Raw genomic sequence first — 15822 nt, 5'->3', positions numbered from 1 at the left:
CGGTTCAATCGGCGCATTTGGGCTGTATTCCTCCCAGAAGCTAAAAAAAAGCCGCCCGTTCTCAGGCGGCTTTTGGTGTGAGGCTCGAGTTCAGGCCTTTTCTTTGTCCTTGTCTTCTTCCAGGCTGAGCTGGCTCAGCAGGTCGCCGAACACGTCGCCGAGCTTAACGTTGGTGTTGGAGGCCGCAACCACGTTGGGGTCGTAGTTGGTGTAGGCGGCTGCGCCAGCGGAACCCCCGTAGTCGAAATCGCGCTCGCGGCCACGCCCTTCACGCGAGCCACCCTTGCCCTTGGGACGCTTGGGACGTTCGCCCCCCTTGCCTTCACGGCGGCCCTTGCGGCCTTCGCCCTCCTCGTCGCCGGGGATGCTGACCGCCTGAGGGGGTGGGGTCAGGAGGCGCTTGCGCGAGAGGCTGATGCGCTGCTCCACGGGGTCAATCTGAAGAATGGCGGCCTCGACTTCGTCGCCCTTCTTGAATAGCTCGGAGGGTTTCTCGACGCGTTCATAGGCCAGCTCGGAGACGTGAATGAGCCCTTCGATGCCCGGCTCGATCTCCACAAACACCCCAAAGTCGGTCAGGCCCGTGACCTTGCCCTTGACCGGGGTACCGGGCGGGAAGCGGTCGGGCAGGCTCTTCCAGGGGTCGGGCTGGGTTTGCTTCAGACCCAGCGAGAGGCGGCGCTCGGCGGGGTCAATGCGCAACACCTGGGCTTCGACCTCCTGGCCTTCTTTCAGGATTTCGCTGGGGTGCTTGGGGCGCTTGGTCCAGGACAGCTCGGAGATGTGGATGAGGCCCTCGAGGCCCGGCTCTACCTCCACAAAAGCCCCGAACTGGGTCAGGCCCACCACCTTGCCGGTTAGCTTGGAGCCGATGGGGTAGCGCTCCGAAACGGTCAGCCAGGGGTCTTGGGTCAAGGCCTTCATGGAGAGGTTGACCCGCTCGCGCTCGGTGTCCACCGAGAGCACCTTGGCCTTCACGGTCTGGCCTTTGTGCACCACGTCCTTGGGGTGGTTGAAGCGGCCCCAGGTAATCTCGCTGCGGTGTACCAGGCCATCCACGCCGCCCAGGGCCACGAACACGCCAAACTCGGTGACTTCGACCACCTGGCCCTCCACAATGTCGCCTTCTTTCAAGCTGGATAATATCTGCTGACGAGCGGCTTTTTGCTCGGTTTCCAGCACGGTGCGGCGCGACAGGATGATCCGGCCCTTCTTGCGATTGAGTTCGATAATTTTGACCAGGAAGCTCTGACCGACATACTCGTCGAGCTCCGGGGTGCGCTTGAGGTCTACCTGGCTGGCAGGCAGGAAGGCGCGAATGCCTTCGACCGTAGCGACCAGACCCCCCTTGACCTTTTCTTTCACCTCCACCATCACCGGCTCGCCCTGGTCGAACAGGGCCTGCACCTTGACCCAGCTCTGGTCGGCCTCGGCCCGCTTCTTGGAAAGCACCACCTGGCCGTTCTCGAGGTCGGCCCGCACCACATAGGCGGTCACGCTATCGCCGGGCTTGAGCAGGTTCTTCAGCTCTTCTTCGGAGAGCGGCTCCTCGGTGAGCTGATTAAAGGGGATGATGGCTTCGGTGCGCGCGCCAATGTCTACCATTACACCGTCGTTGGTGATGAGCACCACCGTACCGGTGATGACCTGGCCGCGCTGCACGGTCTTCTCGAGGCGAGCCTCTGCGTCTTGCAGGGCCTGCTCCATGCTAAAAACTTGGGGCTCTTTTCCAGTTTCCACTGGAGTCTGGGTAGCTTGGTCTTCCATTCGCCTGTTTCCTCTCTGCCTTTACCTTCTATCGCGCCAAAATTTCCGCCCAGATTGCTCTGGGTTTGGTTTGGAGATGGTCTGCGCGACGGGTTGCCTCCCCAGGGGTCTTAAACCCTAAGCTGAGACATACCTGTTAGTTATAGCACAGGTTTCTGGGTTTGTCCAACACGGTCTAACCCAATTGAACTCGTACAGATACTCAGTCCAGGGCGCAGTTTCTCATACTTCATTCGGCTGACAAAAGTCACAGGTTGAAAGTTTGTTGAGGGCACGTCATGGGCCATGGCGTTGATGGCTGACCGGCTATGAACCGTGGGTTTTTTCAGCTATCAGCGTTTGGCTATCCGCTACCGTGCTAGAGCTTGTGTCCCTCAGGCGCATGCCCCTCCACCCAGTGTGATCCATCGGGCAGGAATTCCTTCTTCCACACCGGCAAAATTTGCTTGACCCGCTCAATGGCGTAGCGGCAGGCCTCGAAGGCTTCAGGGCGGTGGGGAGCCGAGACCACAATCAGAATAGAGCCTTCGCCAGGTATCACCCGGCCCAAACGGTGCCACAGGGCCACCCGGCCCAGCACCCAGCGCTCGCGCATCTCGGCGATGATTTGTTGCATGACCCTCTCGGCCATGGCCGGATAGGCCTCGTACTCCAGATGGGTCACGGCAAGGCCCTTGTTGGGGCTGCGGGTGGTGCCCAGAAAACTGACCACGGCCCCATAGGGGTCATCCGAAGCCCAGTCCACCCAGGGTTGCACGGCCAGAACTTCGTGGGTCAGGCCAAAACTGTCGTTGCCCTGCACGCTGCTTGCTAGAAGAGAAGCCGAGGAACCGCCCGATATGGGTGGCAAAAAGGCCAGCTCATCCCCTTCCTGGAGGGGGTCGCCGGGCTGGGCCAGCCGTTCGTTGATGGCCGCCAGCCCCCCCGAGAGTTGCAGGGAGTACTGCTGCTCCAGCAGGGCTTTGGCATCGGCCACCGTCGAACCGGCAGGGAGGTCGAGCTCGAGCCGGGCCTGCCCGGCCTGCTCACGGAAAAGGGCAAATAGCAACACCTGAACACGCATAGTTTTGATTGTCCAGGCTCTGGCTCCTAGTGTCTAGTCCAAAACTCGAATCGCTGATGCGGCTCACTTCCCCATGTAGGCCTGGCTCATGGTGAAGGCTACCGAGAGGGCCCTCTCGTAGCGCATACGCAGCGGGCCCAGAAGGGTCAGTTCACCGACCCGGTCGTTTGCCTGGATTCCAGCCTGTACCAGTGAGAGCCCTTCGTCCTCGCCGACCCGGACGTTCACACCGCCGGGAGGGGTGAGGATAGAGTCGCTGGGGGCCTCAAAAACTGCTAAAGCCTGGCGTAAAAACAGGGGGTTCTGGGCCTCCGGCTCGCTCAGCAACAACCCCATTCCTTCGCGGTATTCCTCCTGGCTGCCCTGTGCAAACGCTCTGCGAATGGATTCGTACAGCTCCATCATGGCAGGTGTGCTGGCCGTCACGGGCTGGGTTGCTCTGAACAAGCGCTGTTCTGCTTCACTCAGCTGGGCTTCTGTGGGGGTGAAGGAGAGGTCGAGACGGGCCTCGCGCACCCGCCCACCCTCCAGAACCGCTACCGCCAGCACCTTGCCCGGTGTCAGATTGGAAAGGTGCACCTGCAACAGTTTGGGGGCGCGCTGGGACTTGAGCCGCAGCATGGCCGGATAGCCAGAAAGCCTTGAAGACACCTGCACCAGCAAGGCTTCACGCCTCGAGCCCGCGTCTTCCAGTACCTGGGCCAGCTTGTCCAGTGTGGCCTGGGGTAGGGGGTTGGGCGGCAGCTTGGACAGGGCGTAGTGCTGGAACCCGGTTCGCGTGGGGATGCGACCTGCCGAGGTATGGGGTTTGCCGATCAGCCCTTGTTGCTCGAGTTCAATCAGCTCGTACCGGATGGTAGCGGGCGACAACGACAGCTGCTCCGCCAGTACGCTCGAGGGTACCGGAGTCTGGGTCTGGATATAGCTATCCACCAGCAGATGCAGAATGCGTCGTTGCCGCTCGGTCATGTTCAACCTTCAGTTTAGAACCAAACCGGTCGTCTGTGGTATGGCGGGTTGCATTGTGGGGCAATTCGCAATGCCACGCCATCCCTGCTGCGCAAGTTCGTAACGAAGGTCTAAAACATACCATCTGCCAAATGTTCGGCCAGAACCTAATCAAGTTGTACTGCGTTGAAGCAGCACAAAATGCAAAATAGCGCCCAATTATTCGACATTTTTCCGCGTGTTTGTGAAAAACGTCATCAAATTTATGTACATTTGTCACTAAAACGATTGACAATATGCAAAACCTTAGGTAGTCTCATGCCCAGGAGGTGAAAGGTTGATGAAAAACCTTCGACTACCGATATTCCTGGGGGCCATGCTGCTGGGCCTGGCTCTTGCCGAAGACCCTGAGTTCAGTGCAGCCGACACCGCTTGGATGCTGGTGGCCACGGGTCTGGTGCTGCTGATGACCCCGGCCCTGGCCTTCTTCTATGGGGGGCTGGTGCGCTCCAAAAACGCCCTCAACACCATGATGATGAGCTTCTCGGCGCTGGGCTTTGTGGCGGTGGCCTGGGCCTTGCTGGGATACACCCTGGCGCTTTCGGGCGACGGCAACTTTATCGGCGACCTGCGCTACCTGTTCCTGAACAACGTGGGTATGGAGAACAAGGGGGCCATCGCGTCCATCACCATTCCCCACATGCTCTGGATGATCTTCCAGGGCACCTTTGCCATCATTACTGCCGCGCTGGTCTCGGGCGCAGTGGTGGAGCGGATGCGCTTCCCGGCCTTTTTGCTCTTCATCACGCTCTGGAGCCTCTTTGTCTATGCGCCCCTGGCCAAGTGGGTCTGGGGCGGCGGCTTCCTGGCCGACCTGGGGGCCTGGGACTTCGCCGGCGGCACGGTGGTGCACATCAACTCCGGCATTGCCGCGGTGGTAGCGGCCCTGGTACTGGGGGCGCGTAAGGATTTCGGGCGGCAGGCCATCCTGCCCCATAATGTGCCCTTTGTGCTGCTGGGGGCGGCCCTGCTCTGGTTCGGATGGTTTGGTTTCAACGCCGGAAGCGCCTGGGCGGCTAGTTCAACCGCAGGGCTGGCCCTGGTCAACACCATCCTGGCTCCGGCGGCCACCATTGTGGTCTGGTCGCTGATTGACCTGACGCGGACGGGCCGGGTAACCGCGGTGGGGCTGGCCACGGCCATTGTGGTGGGTCTGGTGGTGATTACCCCAGCCGCCGCGTTTGTCTCGCCCTTCTTTGCCCTGGTGATGGGCGCAGTCGGGGCCTTCCCGAGCTATTACGTGCTGCTGTGGCGGGCCAGGAGCGGTATGGACGACTCGCTCGATGTGTTTGCTGCGCACGGGGTGGGCGGTATTACCGGCGCTATTCTGACCGGGGTGTTTGCCCAGAAGTCGGTTAACGGTTTGTTCGACGGACTTATTGCGGGCAACCCGGCCCAGGTGCTGATTCAAGCCTTTGCGGTGCTGATTGCGGTGGTCTATAGCGGCGCCATCACCTTCGTGCTGCTGAAGCTGGTGGGGGCTATCACGCCGCTCAAAGCATCGATCAAGGATGAAGGGGTGGGTATGGACATCACCCAGCACGGCGAAGAAGCCTACACCAGTGGCGAGGGTGCCATCCTGGTTAGGAGCGAAGCCCCCATGCCAGTGGCCAGAACCAAGCCTGTAGGTGGCACCGATTAAGGAGAATTGCGATGAAACTGATTGTGGCCATCGTTCGGACTGAGAAGCTCAACGATGTGTTGGAAGCTCTTTTCAAGGCCGAGGTGCGGGGCCTTTCGATCAGCCGGGTACAGGGTCACGGCGGCGAGACCGAGCGGGTCGAGACCTACCGGGGCACCACCGTTAAGATGGAGCTCTCGGAAAAGGTGCGCCTGGAAATCGGCGTCTCCGACCACTTTGTCGAGCCCACTGTGCGGGCCATTCTGGCGGGTGCCCGCACCGGCGAGGTAGGGGACGGCAAAATTTTCGTGCTGCCGGTGGAGAAGGTGTACCGTATCCGCACCGGCGAGGAGGATACCGCAGCCGTCACCCCGGTTTCGTAGGGCAAGAATAGAGGTCTTCTCACAAAAACCGAGCATCCGGGACTATGAGTCCTTTGTCCTGGACAACAAAGTGGCCGCCCATCGGGGCGGTCACGTCTGTGAAGGGAGTAACGGAAATCAGGTGGGCAAGACCTGTTTTATTGACCATACTATTTTTTCAAAAAATACCGATCGTGCTTCTGCAAAGTTCGTCGCAGCTAGTTCAGCCACCGGCTGCGCTGATAAGGGCAGCGGGCCATTTCAGGGCATTTGCGCCTGCCCTGGCGCAGGGCGGCCACTTCAGCCGGGTTGAGTACCTCCTTGCAGACCGTGCATTTCTCGGTGGCCTTGCGGGGCACTGGGCGCATACCCAGGGGGCGGAAGCGGGCCCACAGACGAGCGGGCAATACCCCCCGCAGCACCCGAAAGAGGAAATAAACCACCAGGCCGAGTAAGAGTGCGGCAATCAGAACGTCCATCCCGACGATTGTACGCTTGCTTATCGGCCCAGGAGCATAGCACAAGCCTCTTTCGGGTATCTCAAGAATCCGCTTTGAGACCGTTGATTGGAAGACACAACAACGGGAGTGGCTTTGACGCCAATCGTTAGGTATTCCGGCTGTTGGACGGCCCAATTGCGGCATCTGCTCTTGTCTTCTTGTGAAGGAAGGAGCATATTGAGCAGGTTTGGGGTTGTGCTCTATGTTTGCCCGCCTTGCCCGCTTCGTGACCCGGTATCCGCTACAGGTTATTGTCGTTTGGATCCTGGTGGTCCTGCTGGCCATTCCGGCGGCTCGCATGGCTCCCGGGCGTCTGGCGGCAAACGCGAGTGATGTGAAAAACAGCGAGGCCCAAAAGGTCACGCAAATCTATACCGAACATTTTGCCCAAATATCGGTAGACCGTACGGTGCTGGTGAGCGAGTCCAGCCTGCCCGAAAGCGACCCCCGGTTTCGAGCGGTTTACAACCAGCTAATCGCCCGAATCCAGGGCCTCGAGGGGGTGGTGCGCCTGAGCCGCTATGATGCGGAGAGCCCCTTGCAACAACAAAGCCCCGACGGCAAGATTACCGCTACCTTGCTGGACACCCGCCTCGAGAACGGCGAGGCCGTAATCGAGGCCCTGCGGCGCGAGGCCAGGGCAGCCCAGACCCCCGAGATTCGCTTTTACGTGACCGGGGCCACTGCCGTCACCAAGGACTTCTTGCACCTGCTGGAAGCCGATGTCAAGCGCAGCGAACTGATGGCCCTGCCCCTGACCGGGCTGGTGCTCTTGCTGGCCTTTGGGGCGCTGGTAGCCACCGGGCTGCCCCTGATGGTGGGGGTGGTGGCCATCACCACCGGCCTGGCCTGCTTGTTTTTCCTCACGTATTTGGGCGAAGTGAGCAGCTTTGCCCTTTCGGTGATCACCATGCTTTCGCTGGGGGCGGGCATTGACTACGCCTTGCTGATGGTCAACCGCTTCCGCGAAGAGCTGGCCTCGGGGCGCTCGGCGCAGGCGGCGGCGGCCATCACTACCCAGACCGCCGGGCGGACGGTGGCCTCGAGCGGACTGGTGGTGGCCATCGCGATGGGGGCCATGCTGGTGCCCGACCTGACCTTCATCCGCTCGATGGGGGTGGGCGGGGTGATGTCCATTACCCTGACGGTGCTGGCCTCGATTACCTTGCTCCCGGCCATCCTCACGATGCTGGGCGAGCGGGTGAACTCCCCGCGTCGCCTGGCCTTCAAACCCACCAGCAGTGGGCAGGTGAGCCCCTTCTGGGGCCGCTGGGCCGGGGTGGTGATGCGGCGTCCCTGGATGTGGGCGTTTGCCGTGGTGGGGCTGCTCTTAGCCCTAGCCTGGCCGGCCACCCAGATGAAGCTGGGCTATACCGGGGCTTTTGGGTTGGGCCCGAATGTGGAGTCGCGCAAGGGCCTCGAGCTGATCCGGCAGATGGGGCTGGGGGGCACCCTGGATGCCTTTGAAATCCTCCTGGATCTGGGTGAAGAAGGCTTCACCCCCGAGAACCGGGCCCGCTGGCGCGACCTCGAGCAGCGCCTTTCGGCCTGGCCCGAGGTGCGGCTGGTGGTCTCGCCCTTCCTGGCCGGGCGGCTCTCGAGCCAGGGTGGGTTTGCCGAGCTGGTGGGCCTCTCCAGCCAGTACGTGAGCCAGAACCGCCGCTACCTGCGCCTGACGGTGATTCCCCGCGATGCCGTACAGGCCCCCCGTATTCCCGAGTGGTATGCCAGGCTCAAGCAGGAAGCCCGGAACGCGGGCTTCGAGCGGGTGCTGCTGGGCGGTGCGCCGGTGGGCTCCATGGAGTTTACCCAGGCCCTGGTGGGGGCCACGCCAGCAGCCATCGGGACGGTCTTTGTGGCCACTTTTCTTTTGCTGGCGGTGGCCTTCCGCAGCCTCTTGATTCCCCTCAAGTCCATTTTGATGAACACCCTTACGGTGGGGGCGGCTTATGGGGTTATTACCCTCATTTTCCAGGAGGGCCTGGGCGCCGGACTGGTGGGGGCACCTACCGATGTGGGCGGCATAGATAGCTCGCTCCCCATCCTGCTCTTTGCCGTAATTTTTGGCCTCTCGATGGACTATGAAATCTTTTTGCTCTCCCGCGTTCAGGAGGCCCATCTGGCCGGGCTGGATACCCCCCAGGCGGTGCGGTATGCCCTCGAGCGCACCGCCGGGGTAATCACCAGTGCGGCCCTGATCATGATTATTGTCTTCTCGGCCTTCGTCTTTGGGCAGGTGGTGGCCAACAAGACCATCGGACTGGGTCTGGCGGTGGCGGTCTTGCTGGATGCGACCCTGGTGCGGTTGGTGCTGGTGCCCGCGGTGCTGGTACTCGCGGGCCGGTGGAACTGGTGGCTGCCGGAGTCGCTCCGCCGGATGATGCCCAAGATGAGCCTGGAATCGTAGTTCACGAATGGCTGGACAGGTATTTTTGGAAGCCTTCCAGGGCGGGGTGTAGGGCCGCCAGGGGCAGCACCCCCAGCTTGACCAAAGCCCCCCCACCTCTGGCCCCCAGCGGCTTCAGCACGGCGTCCCAGAGGGCCTGCAAGTCTTCGTGGCGGCTCGGATGCTTGAGCAGCACATAACGGGCTTTGTCCTCGGCCTGGGCGAGGAGCAGGGCCAGCACCCCAGGCCACTCCGCCAGCCGCTTGCCCACCATGTCCAGCACGGCGTTTGGAACCAGGGCCCCGATGGTCAGACCGGGGAACTCGGTGAGCAGTTCGCGCATGAGGCGCTCGGCCAGCTCGTCTTTGAGGGCGGCATTTTCGGCCCGTACCCGGTACCACTCGCCGCGCATATTCTCGATGGGCTTTTCCAGTTCCAGCAGACCCGAGCTAAACCGCTCACCCAGCCGCGTGAGCAGGCGGTGCTCCTGGTCGAAAAGCTCCAGAGCCTCCCAGCCTGCCACAAAGTAGATGCGCGTACCGCCCTTGTAGCGCTCGAATTTGGTGATTTTGATGGGGCCCGCCTCGCCGGTGTGGGCCACGTGCAGGCCCCCGCAGGCCACCTTGTCCCAGTGTTCAATTTCCACCACCCGGATGGTGCCCGTTACCTTGGGCGAACGACGCAGGCCGTGGGCCTCGGCCTCGGTGTGGTCAATAAAGTAGGTGCGTACCGGGGTGTTGGCATACACCGCCCAGTTGGCCAGGGCCTCAGCCTGGCGAACGGTTTCCTCGGCGGGTTCGCCGTCGAAGTCCATGGTGCAGACGGGGCTGCCCATGTTGACCGCCACCACATTCCAGCCTGCGGCCCGCAAAAATGCCTGCCCCAGCATGTGCTCGGCGGTGTGGCGCTGCATGTGTCGGTAGCGGCGCGTCCAGTTGAGCTTTCCCACTACGTTTTGTCCTTCGGAGAGGGGGCCTTCCAGCCGGTGAATCACGCTGCCGGTGGCCTTGGCATCCTCGAGCACCTCCACCACTGCCACCCCGTTTAGGGTGCCGGTATCGCAGGCCTGGCCCCCAGCGGTGGGGTAGAAGAGGGTCTGATCCAGCACTGCATAGTGCTTTGTGCCCTCGCTCCAGGCCCGTACTACCCGGGCCTCGAACTCGCTGGCATAGGGTTGTTCCCAGTACAGCCGCATTCTTTCAGACTTTCCGCAAAAGGCTTTTATTGGGGCCGATTGGTTTTCTGAAGTACCCAGGGCTTTGGCAAACCATGCAAGTGCCCTAAGCCCCGCCCAGGTTGGGCTTAATCTTGGGCACGATACGCGGGGGCTCTTTTTCTTCCTTGTCCTTGGGCGGTTCGCTGGGGGGCTCGAGGCTCTCCAGAGTCTTGCCCTCCACCACCCGCACAAACTCCTCGGCGTTCAGGGTTTCGCGCTCGAGGAGCGCCTGGGTAACGCGCTCGAGTACATCTCTCTTCTCGGTCAGTAGCTGAAACACCTTGTCGTGTTGTTCTTGCAGTAACTTCTGCACCGCTTCGTCAATGCGCTTGGCGGTCTCTTCGGAGTACTGGCGGGTGTCATAGCCGCCCAGATAGGTGTCCTCGCGCACCTGATAGGCCACCATGCCAAAGTCGGGGTGCATACCCCACTCGGTAATCATGCGCCGGGCTAAGTCAGTAGCCTGGCGAAAGTCGTTCTCGGCCCCGGTGGTCACATCGTCAAACACCAGCTCTTCGGCAGCGCGGCCCGCCAGCGCCACGGCAATCTGGTCGGTCAGACGCTTCTTGCTCCAGTGCAGGGTGTCCTGGCGGTTGGGCATCATAAAGCCCATGGCCCGCCCGCGCGGCACAATGGTCACCTTATGCACGTTATCGGCATGCTCCAGGAAGTGTGCGGCCAGCGCGTGCCCGGCCTCGTGGTAGGCGGTTACCTCGCGGTCTTTTTGCGTCAGCACCATGCTCTTTTTGGCGGGCCCCATGATTACCCGGTCGGCGGCTTCTTCCAGGTCTTTCATGGTGATTTTCTTGCGGCTATCACGGGCAGCCAGCAGCGCGGCCTCGTTGAGCAGGTTTTCCAAATCGGCGCCCACAAACCCAGGGGTGCGCTTGGCCAGTAGGGCCAGGTCTACATCCTCGGCCAGGGGCTTGCCCTTGGCGTGAATTTTAAGAATCTGTTCACGCCCCTTTACGTCCGGCGCATCAATGGCTACCTGCCGGTCAAAACGGCCCGGGCGCAACAGGGCTGGGTCGAGCACATCGGGGCGATTGGTGGCCGCCATAATGATGATGCTGGTTTCCTTTTCGAAGCCGTCGAGCTCCACCAGGAGCTGGTTGAGGGTTTGCTCCCGCTCGTCGTTGCCACCCCCCACCCCGCCGCCGCGGCGGCGGCCCACGGCGTCAATCTCGTCAATGAAGATGATGCAAGGGGCGTGGCGCTTGGCGGTCTCGAACAGGTCGCGTACCCGGGCCGCCCCTACCCCCACGAACATCTCCACGAAGTCCGAGCCCGAAGCAGCAATAAAGGGCACCTTGGCCTCGCCCGCCACAGCCCGCGCAATATGGGTCTTGCCCGAGCCGGGCGGCCCCACCAGCAGCACCCCTTTGGGAATGCGGGCGCCCATCTCGTGAAAACGGGCCGGCGACTTGAGAAACTCCACGATCTCCTTGAGTTCTTCCTTGGCTTCCTCGCAGCCCGCCACGTCCTTGAAGTTGGTTTTGGGGGCTTCGGTCAACACTTTGGCGCGGCTTTTGGTAAAGCTGAAGGCATTGTCGCCCGAGGGGCCCCGGTTGCGGGAGAAAAAGAAAAAGATGGCTACCAGCAGGCCAATCAGGAGCATCGGGATCAGAAAGCCCAGCAAAGGATTATCCCGCCGGGGTGGGGCAATTTCTACCTGAATTTTTTTGTTGCCCCACTCGCGGATGGTGGTGGTGTCTATTGAGCCAGGGGCGAACGTCACATACTGGTCGCCGTCATCCCGTCGGGTTACATTGAGCTGCCGTCCATCTACCGCAATTTTGGCGACACGGCCCTGATCAATTTCGTTGAGGAAGGTGGTGTAGGCCACCTGATTGGTGGGCTGCTGATGGGCGGTCAGGCTAAAGGCCCAGGCCACCAGAATGGCAACGAGCAAGACAAACCAAAGGTTGAACGGCAGGCGGTTCATTGTTTTTCTAGCGTACAACCAATTGCCTATTCAAAGGTAGCCAAAAGAACCGTATTGCACCGTCGTAGAGATGTCCCTACACCTCCAGGTTTCTCGGAGGGATTGACCCCTGGTTCCCTCCCTACCGCGTAGGGAGGGCGGGGAGGGTTCCTCAACCGCTCGACTACACGAAGACGCTGCTCAGCAACCCCACCTAACCTCCCCTACAGCGTAAGGGAGGAACGAAAAGGCGTTTGCTACGGCTTCTGCTCGACATAGGTCGTGGCCTAGCTGCGTAACCCAACCACAATGGACACATCTGTACCGGCATTCCCAATGGTGATGCTTGGCCTCGAGATGGCCAGGCCCAGGCTGAAAAAGCCGAGAACTTGATATAACTACACTCAACTCTATTGACTATATGATTGACAAAAGCTATCCTATAGATCAGTGAGCCGTGCTTAGTGCGGCCAGCGGAGGATATATGGCAAAAGCCGTAGGAATTGACTTAGGAACCACCAACAGTGTCATCGCCATCATGGAGGGGGGCAGCCCGGTGGTGCTGGAGAACGCTGAAGGCGAGCGCACCACTCCCAGTGTGGTGGCGTACAAGGGCAGCGACCAGCTCGTAGGCCGGGTAGCGCGGCGGCAAGCTGTGCTGAACGCCGAGGGCACCGTATTCGAAATCAAGCGCTTTATCGGGCGTAGCTGGGATGAGGTGCAGGACGAGGTCAAACGCGTGCCCTACAAGGTCGTCAAGGGCCCCGATGGCGGGGTGCGGGTAGATATTCAGGGCAAGCTCTACACCCCTGAGGAAATCTCGGCCATGGTGCTGCGCAAGCTGGTAGACGATGCTAGCAAGAAGCTGGGTGAGAAGATTACCAAGGCCGTCATCACCGTACCGGCCTACTTCAACAACTCCCAGCGCGAAGCTACGGCCAACGCCGGGAAAATCGCGGGCCTCGAGGTCTTGCGTATCGTCAACGAGCCCACTGCCGCCGCGCTGGCTTATGGTCTGGACAAGAAGGGCCACGAAACCGTGCTGGTCTTTGACCTGGGCGGGGGCACTTTCGACGTGACGGTGCTCGAGATTGGCGAGGGGGTCTTCGAGGTGAAGTCCACCGCCGGTGACACCCACCTGGGCGGCTCCGACTTTGACCACGCCATTGTAAACTGGCTGGTAGAGGAGTTTAAGAAAGAGTCCGGCGGGGTAGACCTGAAAGCCGACCGGCAGGCTCTGCAACGCCTGATTGAGGCCGCCGAGAAGGCCAAAATTGAGCTATCGGCGGTCACCGAGACCACCATCAGCCTGCCCTTCATTGGGCTGGATCCGGTTAGTAAAACCCCCTTACACCTTGAGCGCAAGCTCACCCGAGCCAAGTTCGAAGAGCTCATTCAGCCCCTTCTCAAGAAGATTCGCGGCCCGGTCGAGCAGGCCCTGCGCGATGCGGGTTTGAATGCCAGCCAGATTGACGAGGTGCTCCTGGTGGGGGGCTCGACCCGCGTCCCGGCGGTGCAGCAGATTGTGAAGGAGATGCTGGGCAAAGAGCCTAACCGTAGCGTGAACCCCGACGAGGTGGTGGCCCTGGGGGCTGCCGTGCAGGCCGGGGTGCTGACCGGGCATGTGGAAGACGTGGTGCTGCTTGACGTAACCCCGCTCTCGCTGGGGGTGGAGACCAAAGGTGGGGTTTGCACGGTCTTGATTCCGCGCAACACCACCGTACCGACCCGCAAGTCGGAGATCTTCACCACTGCCGAACACAACCAGCCCTCGGTAGAGATTCACGTGCTACAAGGAGAGCGCCCCATGGCTGCCGATAACAAGAGCCTGGGCCGCTTCCGCCTGGATGGCATCCCGCCCATGCCTGCGGGGACGCCCCAGATCGAGGTCACCTTCGATATTGACGCCAACGGCATCCTGCACGCTACCGCCAGGGAGAAATCCACCGGCAAGGAAGCCTCCATTACCATCCAGAACACCACCACCCTCTCCGAGCAGGAGATTGAGCGCATGGTGAAGGAAGCCGAGGCCAACGCCGAGGCCGACCGCAAGCGCAAGGAACACGCCGACCTCAAGAACAACCTCGACACCGCCCGCATCCAGGCCGAGCGGGTGATGAACGAAAAGCAAAGCACCCCCGAGGCCAGGAGCCGTCTGGAAGCTGCGGTGAGCAAGGCCAAGACCCTGGTAGATACCGATGGTTCGGATGCCGATTTGCGCAGCGCCACCGAGGAACTGCTGGCAGCCTTGCAGGCCTACGAGCAGGGGGCGACCTCGAGCGCCGGCGCAAGTGGAGCCCAGAGCAGTGCGCAGAAGTCCGACGATGTGATTGATGCGGACTACAAACCAGCCGACTAAAGTTCTTTAGGCAGGGTGGGGAATGCTCGCATTTCCTGCCCTGGTTTTCCCCGGTTCTGCCGAGGTTTGACGATGGAAAACGAAAAAAACACAACCGAATCCACTGTGGAGCCAACACCGGTGGAACCCTCCGAGCTGGATCAGCTTAAAGGCGAGGTGGAGTTTTTGAAGGCCGAGCTCGAGGCTTCCAAAAACAAGTTCCTGCGCCTTTATGCCGACTTCGAAAACTACAAGAAGCGCATGGCTCACGAGCTGGAAGCCGCCCAGCGCAATGGCAAATTCGAGGCGGTGCGCTCGCTACTGGGGACGCTGGACGACCTCGAGCGGGCCCTGGGCTTTGCCAGCGTTAAGCCAGAAGACCTGATCCCCGGGGTCAAGACCGTTCTGGAAAACTTCACCCGCAACCTGAAAAGCCTGGGGGTGGAGGGTGTGCCGGGGGTGGGTTCCGATTTTGACCCACGCTACCACGAGGCCATCGGTGCAGTCGAAGGCGATGAAGGCAAGGTGATGCATGTGTATCAGCAGGGCTTCAGGTATGGCGACCTGCTGGTGCGGCCCGCGCGGGTGGTAGTAGGAAATGGTGTAAAGGAGGCAGAGAGCGAGCAGAGCGCAAAGAGCGAGAAGAACTAAGACCCTCTGCCCTCTGGGCTCGGCTCTCAGCTAGCTATGGCCTACAAGGACTATTACAAAATTCTCGGGGTCTCTAAAAACGCCTCTGAGGACGAAATCAAGAAGGCGTTCAAGAAGCTGGCCCGCAAGTACCACCCCGACGTTAGCAAAGAGCCGGGGGCCGAGGACAAGTTCAAAGAAATCAACGAAGCCTACACGGTTTTGTCCGACCCGGAAAAGCGCAGGTTCTACGATACCTACGGCTCGGCAGCCGGAAGCGGACACTGGCAGGGCCCCCCACCGGGGCAGGGTGGGTTCGGTGGTTTTAGCGGCAATGTGGGCGATTTTTCAGACTTCTTCCAACAACTCTTCGGCAACCTGGGGGGTCGGGGTGGTTTCGGAGGGTTTGGCGACTTATTCGAGGCGGTGCCAGGCCGGGTAGCAGGCGATCTGGAAGCCGAACTCCCCCTGGCCCTGGAGGAAGCCTACCGGGGTGGCGAAAAAACCATCTCTATTGGCCCCGAGCGTATTACCGTGCGGATTCCGCCGGGGGTGCGGGAGGGCCAGAAAATTCGCCTGGCCGGAAAGGGCCGCGCCGGGGGCGACCTGTACCTGCACATCAGGCTGCAATCCCGGCCCGAGATGCGCTTGGAAGGCGACGACCTCCACACCGTGGTGGAGGTGCCCGCGCCCATTGCCGTGGTGGGCGGCAAGGTGCGGGTGCAAACCCTCGATGGCCCCGTCGAAATGACCATTCCCAAACGTACCCAGGCTGGGCGTAAGCTGCGCCTGGCGGGTAAGGGCTGGCCCCGCAAGGACAAGAGCCGGGGAGACCAGTACGCCGAAATTCGCATCACCATTCCGACCAGTCCAAGCCCCGAAGAAGAGCGCTTGTACGCTCAACTGGCCGAGTTGCTGAAGGTTCGGTAGATTTAGACCATTTTTTCTGAGCCTTTTGCATATCGTGGGCACGGTGGAGTAGGGGACAGGGGTTAGAGGGTAGGGCA

The 15822-nt window shown here is 61.1% G+C and carries 12 protein-coding genes; 6 read left to right on the top strand and 6 right to left on the bottom strand.

Translation table 11 applies throughout. The annotated features are described in order from the left end of the window. Positions 1-90: 90 nt before the first annotated feature. The 3 genes from J3L12_RS07400 to J3L12_RS07390 all read right to left on the bottom strand — a co-directional run bounded on the left by J3L12_RS07400 (position 91) and on the right by J3L12_RS07390 (position 3799). Positions 91-1767 carry a 30S ribosomal protein S1 gene (locus J3L12_RS07400; RefSeq protein ID WP_208014407.1) on the bottom strand — a complete coding sequence of 559 codons (1677 nt, stop codon included), beginning with the start codon at positions 1765-1767 and terminating at the stop codon, positions 91-93. A 358-nt stretch (positions 1768-2125) separates the two neighbouring features. Then, positions 2126-2830 (bottom strand): molybdenum cofactor biosynthesis protein MoaE, encoded by a 705-nt coding sequence (locus J3L12_RS07395; RefSeq protein WP_208014406.1) that lies wholly within the window; start codon positions 2828-2830, stop codon positions 2126-2128. Between the two features lie 63 nt (positions 2831-2893). Further along, complete coding sequence (locus tag J3L12_RS07390; RefSeq protein WP_208014405.1) at positions 2894-3799, bottom strand: DeoR family transcriptional regulator; 906 nt, start codon at positions 3797-3799, stop codon at positions 2894-2896. A gap of 319 nt (positions 3800-4118) precedes the next feature. On the opposite strand from J3L12_RS07390, the gene J3L12_RS07385 reads away from it, so the two are divergent. Together J3L12_RS07385 and J3L12_RS07380 are read left to right on the top strand one after the other, a co-directional pair. Then, on the top strand, positions 4119-5480 hold the full coding sequence (locus tag J3L12_RS07385; RefSeq protein WP_208014404.1) for an ammonium transporter: 1362 nt from the start codon (positions 4119-4121) through the stop codon (positions 5478-5480). A gap of 11 nt (positions 5481-5491) precedes the next feature. After that, positions 5492-5842, top strand: coding sequence for a P-II family nitrogen regulator (locus tag J3L12_RS07380; protein WP_119342316.1), 351 nt, complete (start codon positions 5492-5494; stop codon positions 5840-5842). Positions 5843-6039: 197 nt separating this feature from the next. Here the strand turns inward: J3L12_RS07380 and J3L12_RS07375 are convergent, their stop codons facing one another. Continuing rightward, a complete protein-coding gene (locus J3L12_RS07375) occupies positions 6040-6300 on the bottom strand; it encodes a hypothetical protein (protein WP_208014403.1) in 261 nt (86 codons plus the stop codon). A 223-nt stretch (positions 6301-6523) separates the two neighbouring features. On the opposite strand from J3L12_RS07375, the gene J3L12_RS07370 reads away from it, so the two are divergent. Beyond that, entirely contained in the window at positions 6524-8728 is a 2205-nt protein-coding gene (locus J3L12_RS07370) for an MMPL family transporter (RefSeq protein ID WP_208014402.1), read from the top strand. A gap of 1 nt (position 8729) precedes the next feature. On the opposite strand, the gene J3L12_RS07365 is transcribed toward J3L12_RS07370, so the two are convergent. Continuing rightward, positions 8730-9902: an alanyl-tRNA editing protein gene (locus tag J3L12_RS07365; RefSeq protein ID WP_208014401.1), complete on the bottom strand. Its 1173-nt coding sequence runs from the start codon at positions 9900-9902 to the stop codon at positions 8730-8732. A gap of 85 nt (positions 9903-9987) precedes the next feature. Beyond that, positions 9988-11868, bottom strand: coding sequence for an ATP-dependent zinc metalloprotease FtsH (gene ftsH, locus J3L12_RS07360; RefSeq protein ID WP_208014400.1), 1881 nt, complete (start codon positions 11866-11868; stop codon positions 9988-9990). Positions 11869-12331: 463 nt separating this feature from the next. On the opposite strand from ftsH, the gene dnaK reads away from it, so the two are divergent. The 3 genes from dnaK to J3L12_RS07345 all read left to right on the top strand — a co-directional run bounded on the left by dnaK (position 12332) and on the right by J3L12_RS07345 (position 15745). Continuing rightward, the gene (dnaK, locus tag J3L12_RS07355) at positions 12332-14206 is read left to right on the top strand and encodes a molecular chaperone DnaK (RefSeq protein WP_208014399.1); all 1875 of its coding nucleotides are present in this window, start codon (positions 12332-12334) and stop codon (positions 14204-14206) included. A 120-nt stretch (positions 14207-14326) separates the two neighbouring features. After that, complete coding sequence (locus J3L12_RS07350; RefSeq protein WP_347708858.1) at positions 14327-14836, top strand: nucleotide exchange factor GrpE; 510 nt, start codon at positions 14327-14329, stop codon at positions 14834-14836. A gap of 36 nt (positions 14837-14872) precedes the next feature. Then, entirely contained in the window at positions 14873-15745 is an 873-nt protein-coding gene (locus J3L12_RS07345; protein ID WP_208014397.1) for a DnaJ C-terminal domain-containing protein, read from the top strand. The last annotated feature ends 77 nt before the right edge of the window (positions 15746-15822 follow it).

It is taken from the genome of Meiothermus sp. CFH 77666, assembly GCF_017497985.1.
Taxonomy (GTDB): domain Bacteria; phylum Deinococcota; class Deinococci; order Deinococcales; family Thermaceae; genus Meiothermus.
Note: the sequence above shows the minus strand (reverse complement) of the source record. Positions and strands in the feature narration are given on the sequence as shown.

Coding starts and splice junctions, on each gene's coding strand:
- J3L12_RS07400 (WP_208014407.1), bottom strand. CDS start 1,767: ATGGAAGACCAAGCTACCCAGACTCCAGTGGAAACTGGAAAAGAGCCC.
- J3L12_RS07395 (WP_208014406.1), bottom strand. CDS start 2,830: ATGCGTGTTCAGGTGTTGCTATTTGCCCTTTTCCGTGAGCAGGCCGGG.
- J3L12_RS07390 (WP_208014405.1), bottom strand. CDS start 3,799: ATGACCGAGCGGCAACGACGCATTCTGCATCTGCTGGTGGATAGCTAT.
- J3L12_RS07385 (WP_208014404.1), top strand. CDS start 4,119: ATGAAAAACCTTCGACTACCGATATTCCTGGGGGCCATGCTGCTGGGC.
- J3L12_RS07380 (WP_119342316.1), top strand. CDS start 5,492: ATGAAACTGATTGTGGCCATCGTTCGGACTGAGAAGCTCAACGATGTG.
- J3L12_RS07375 (WP_208014403.1), bottom strand. CDS start 6,300: ATGGACGTTCTGATTGCCGCACTCTTACTCGGCCTGGTGGTTTATTTC.
- J3L12_RS07370 (WP_208014402.1), top strand. CDS start 6,524: ATGTTTGCCCGCCTTGCCCGCTTCGTGACCCGGTATCCGCTACAGGTT.
- J3L12_RS07365 (WP_208014401.1), bottom strand. CDS start 9,902: ATGCGGCTGTACTGGGAACAACCCTATGCCAGCGAGTTCGAGGCCCGG.
- ftsH (WP_208014400.1), bottom strand. CDS start 11,868: ATGAACCGCCTGCCGTTCAACCTTTGGTTTGTCTTGCTCGTTGCCATT.
- dnaK (WP_208014399.1), top strand. CDS start 12,332: ATGGCAAAAGCCGTAGGAATTGACTTAGGAACCACCAACAGTGTCATC.
- J3L12_RS07345 (WP_208014397.1), top strand. CDS start 14,873: ATGGCCTACAAGGACTATTACAAAATTCTCGGGGTCTCTAAAAACGCC.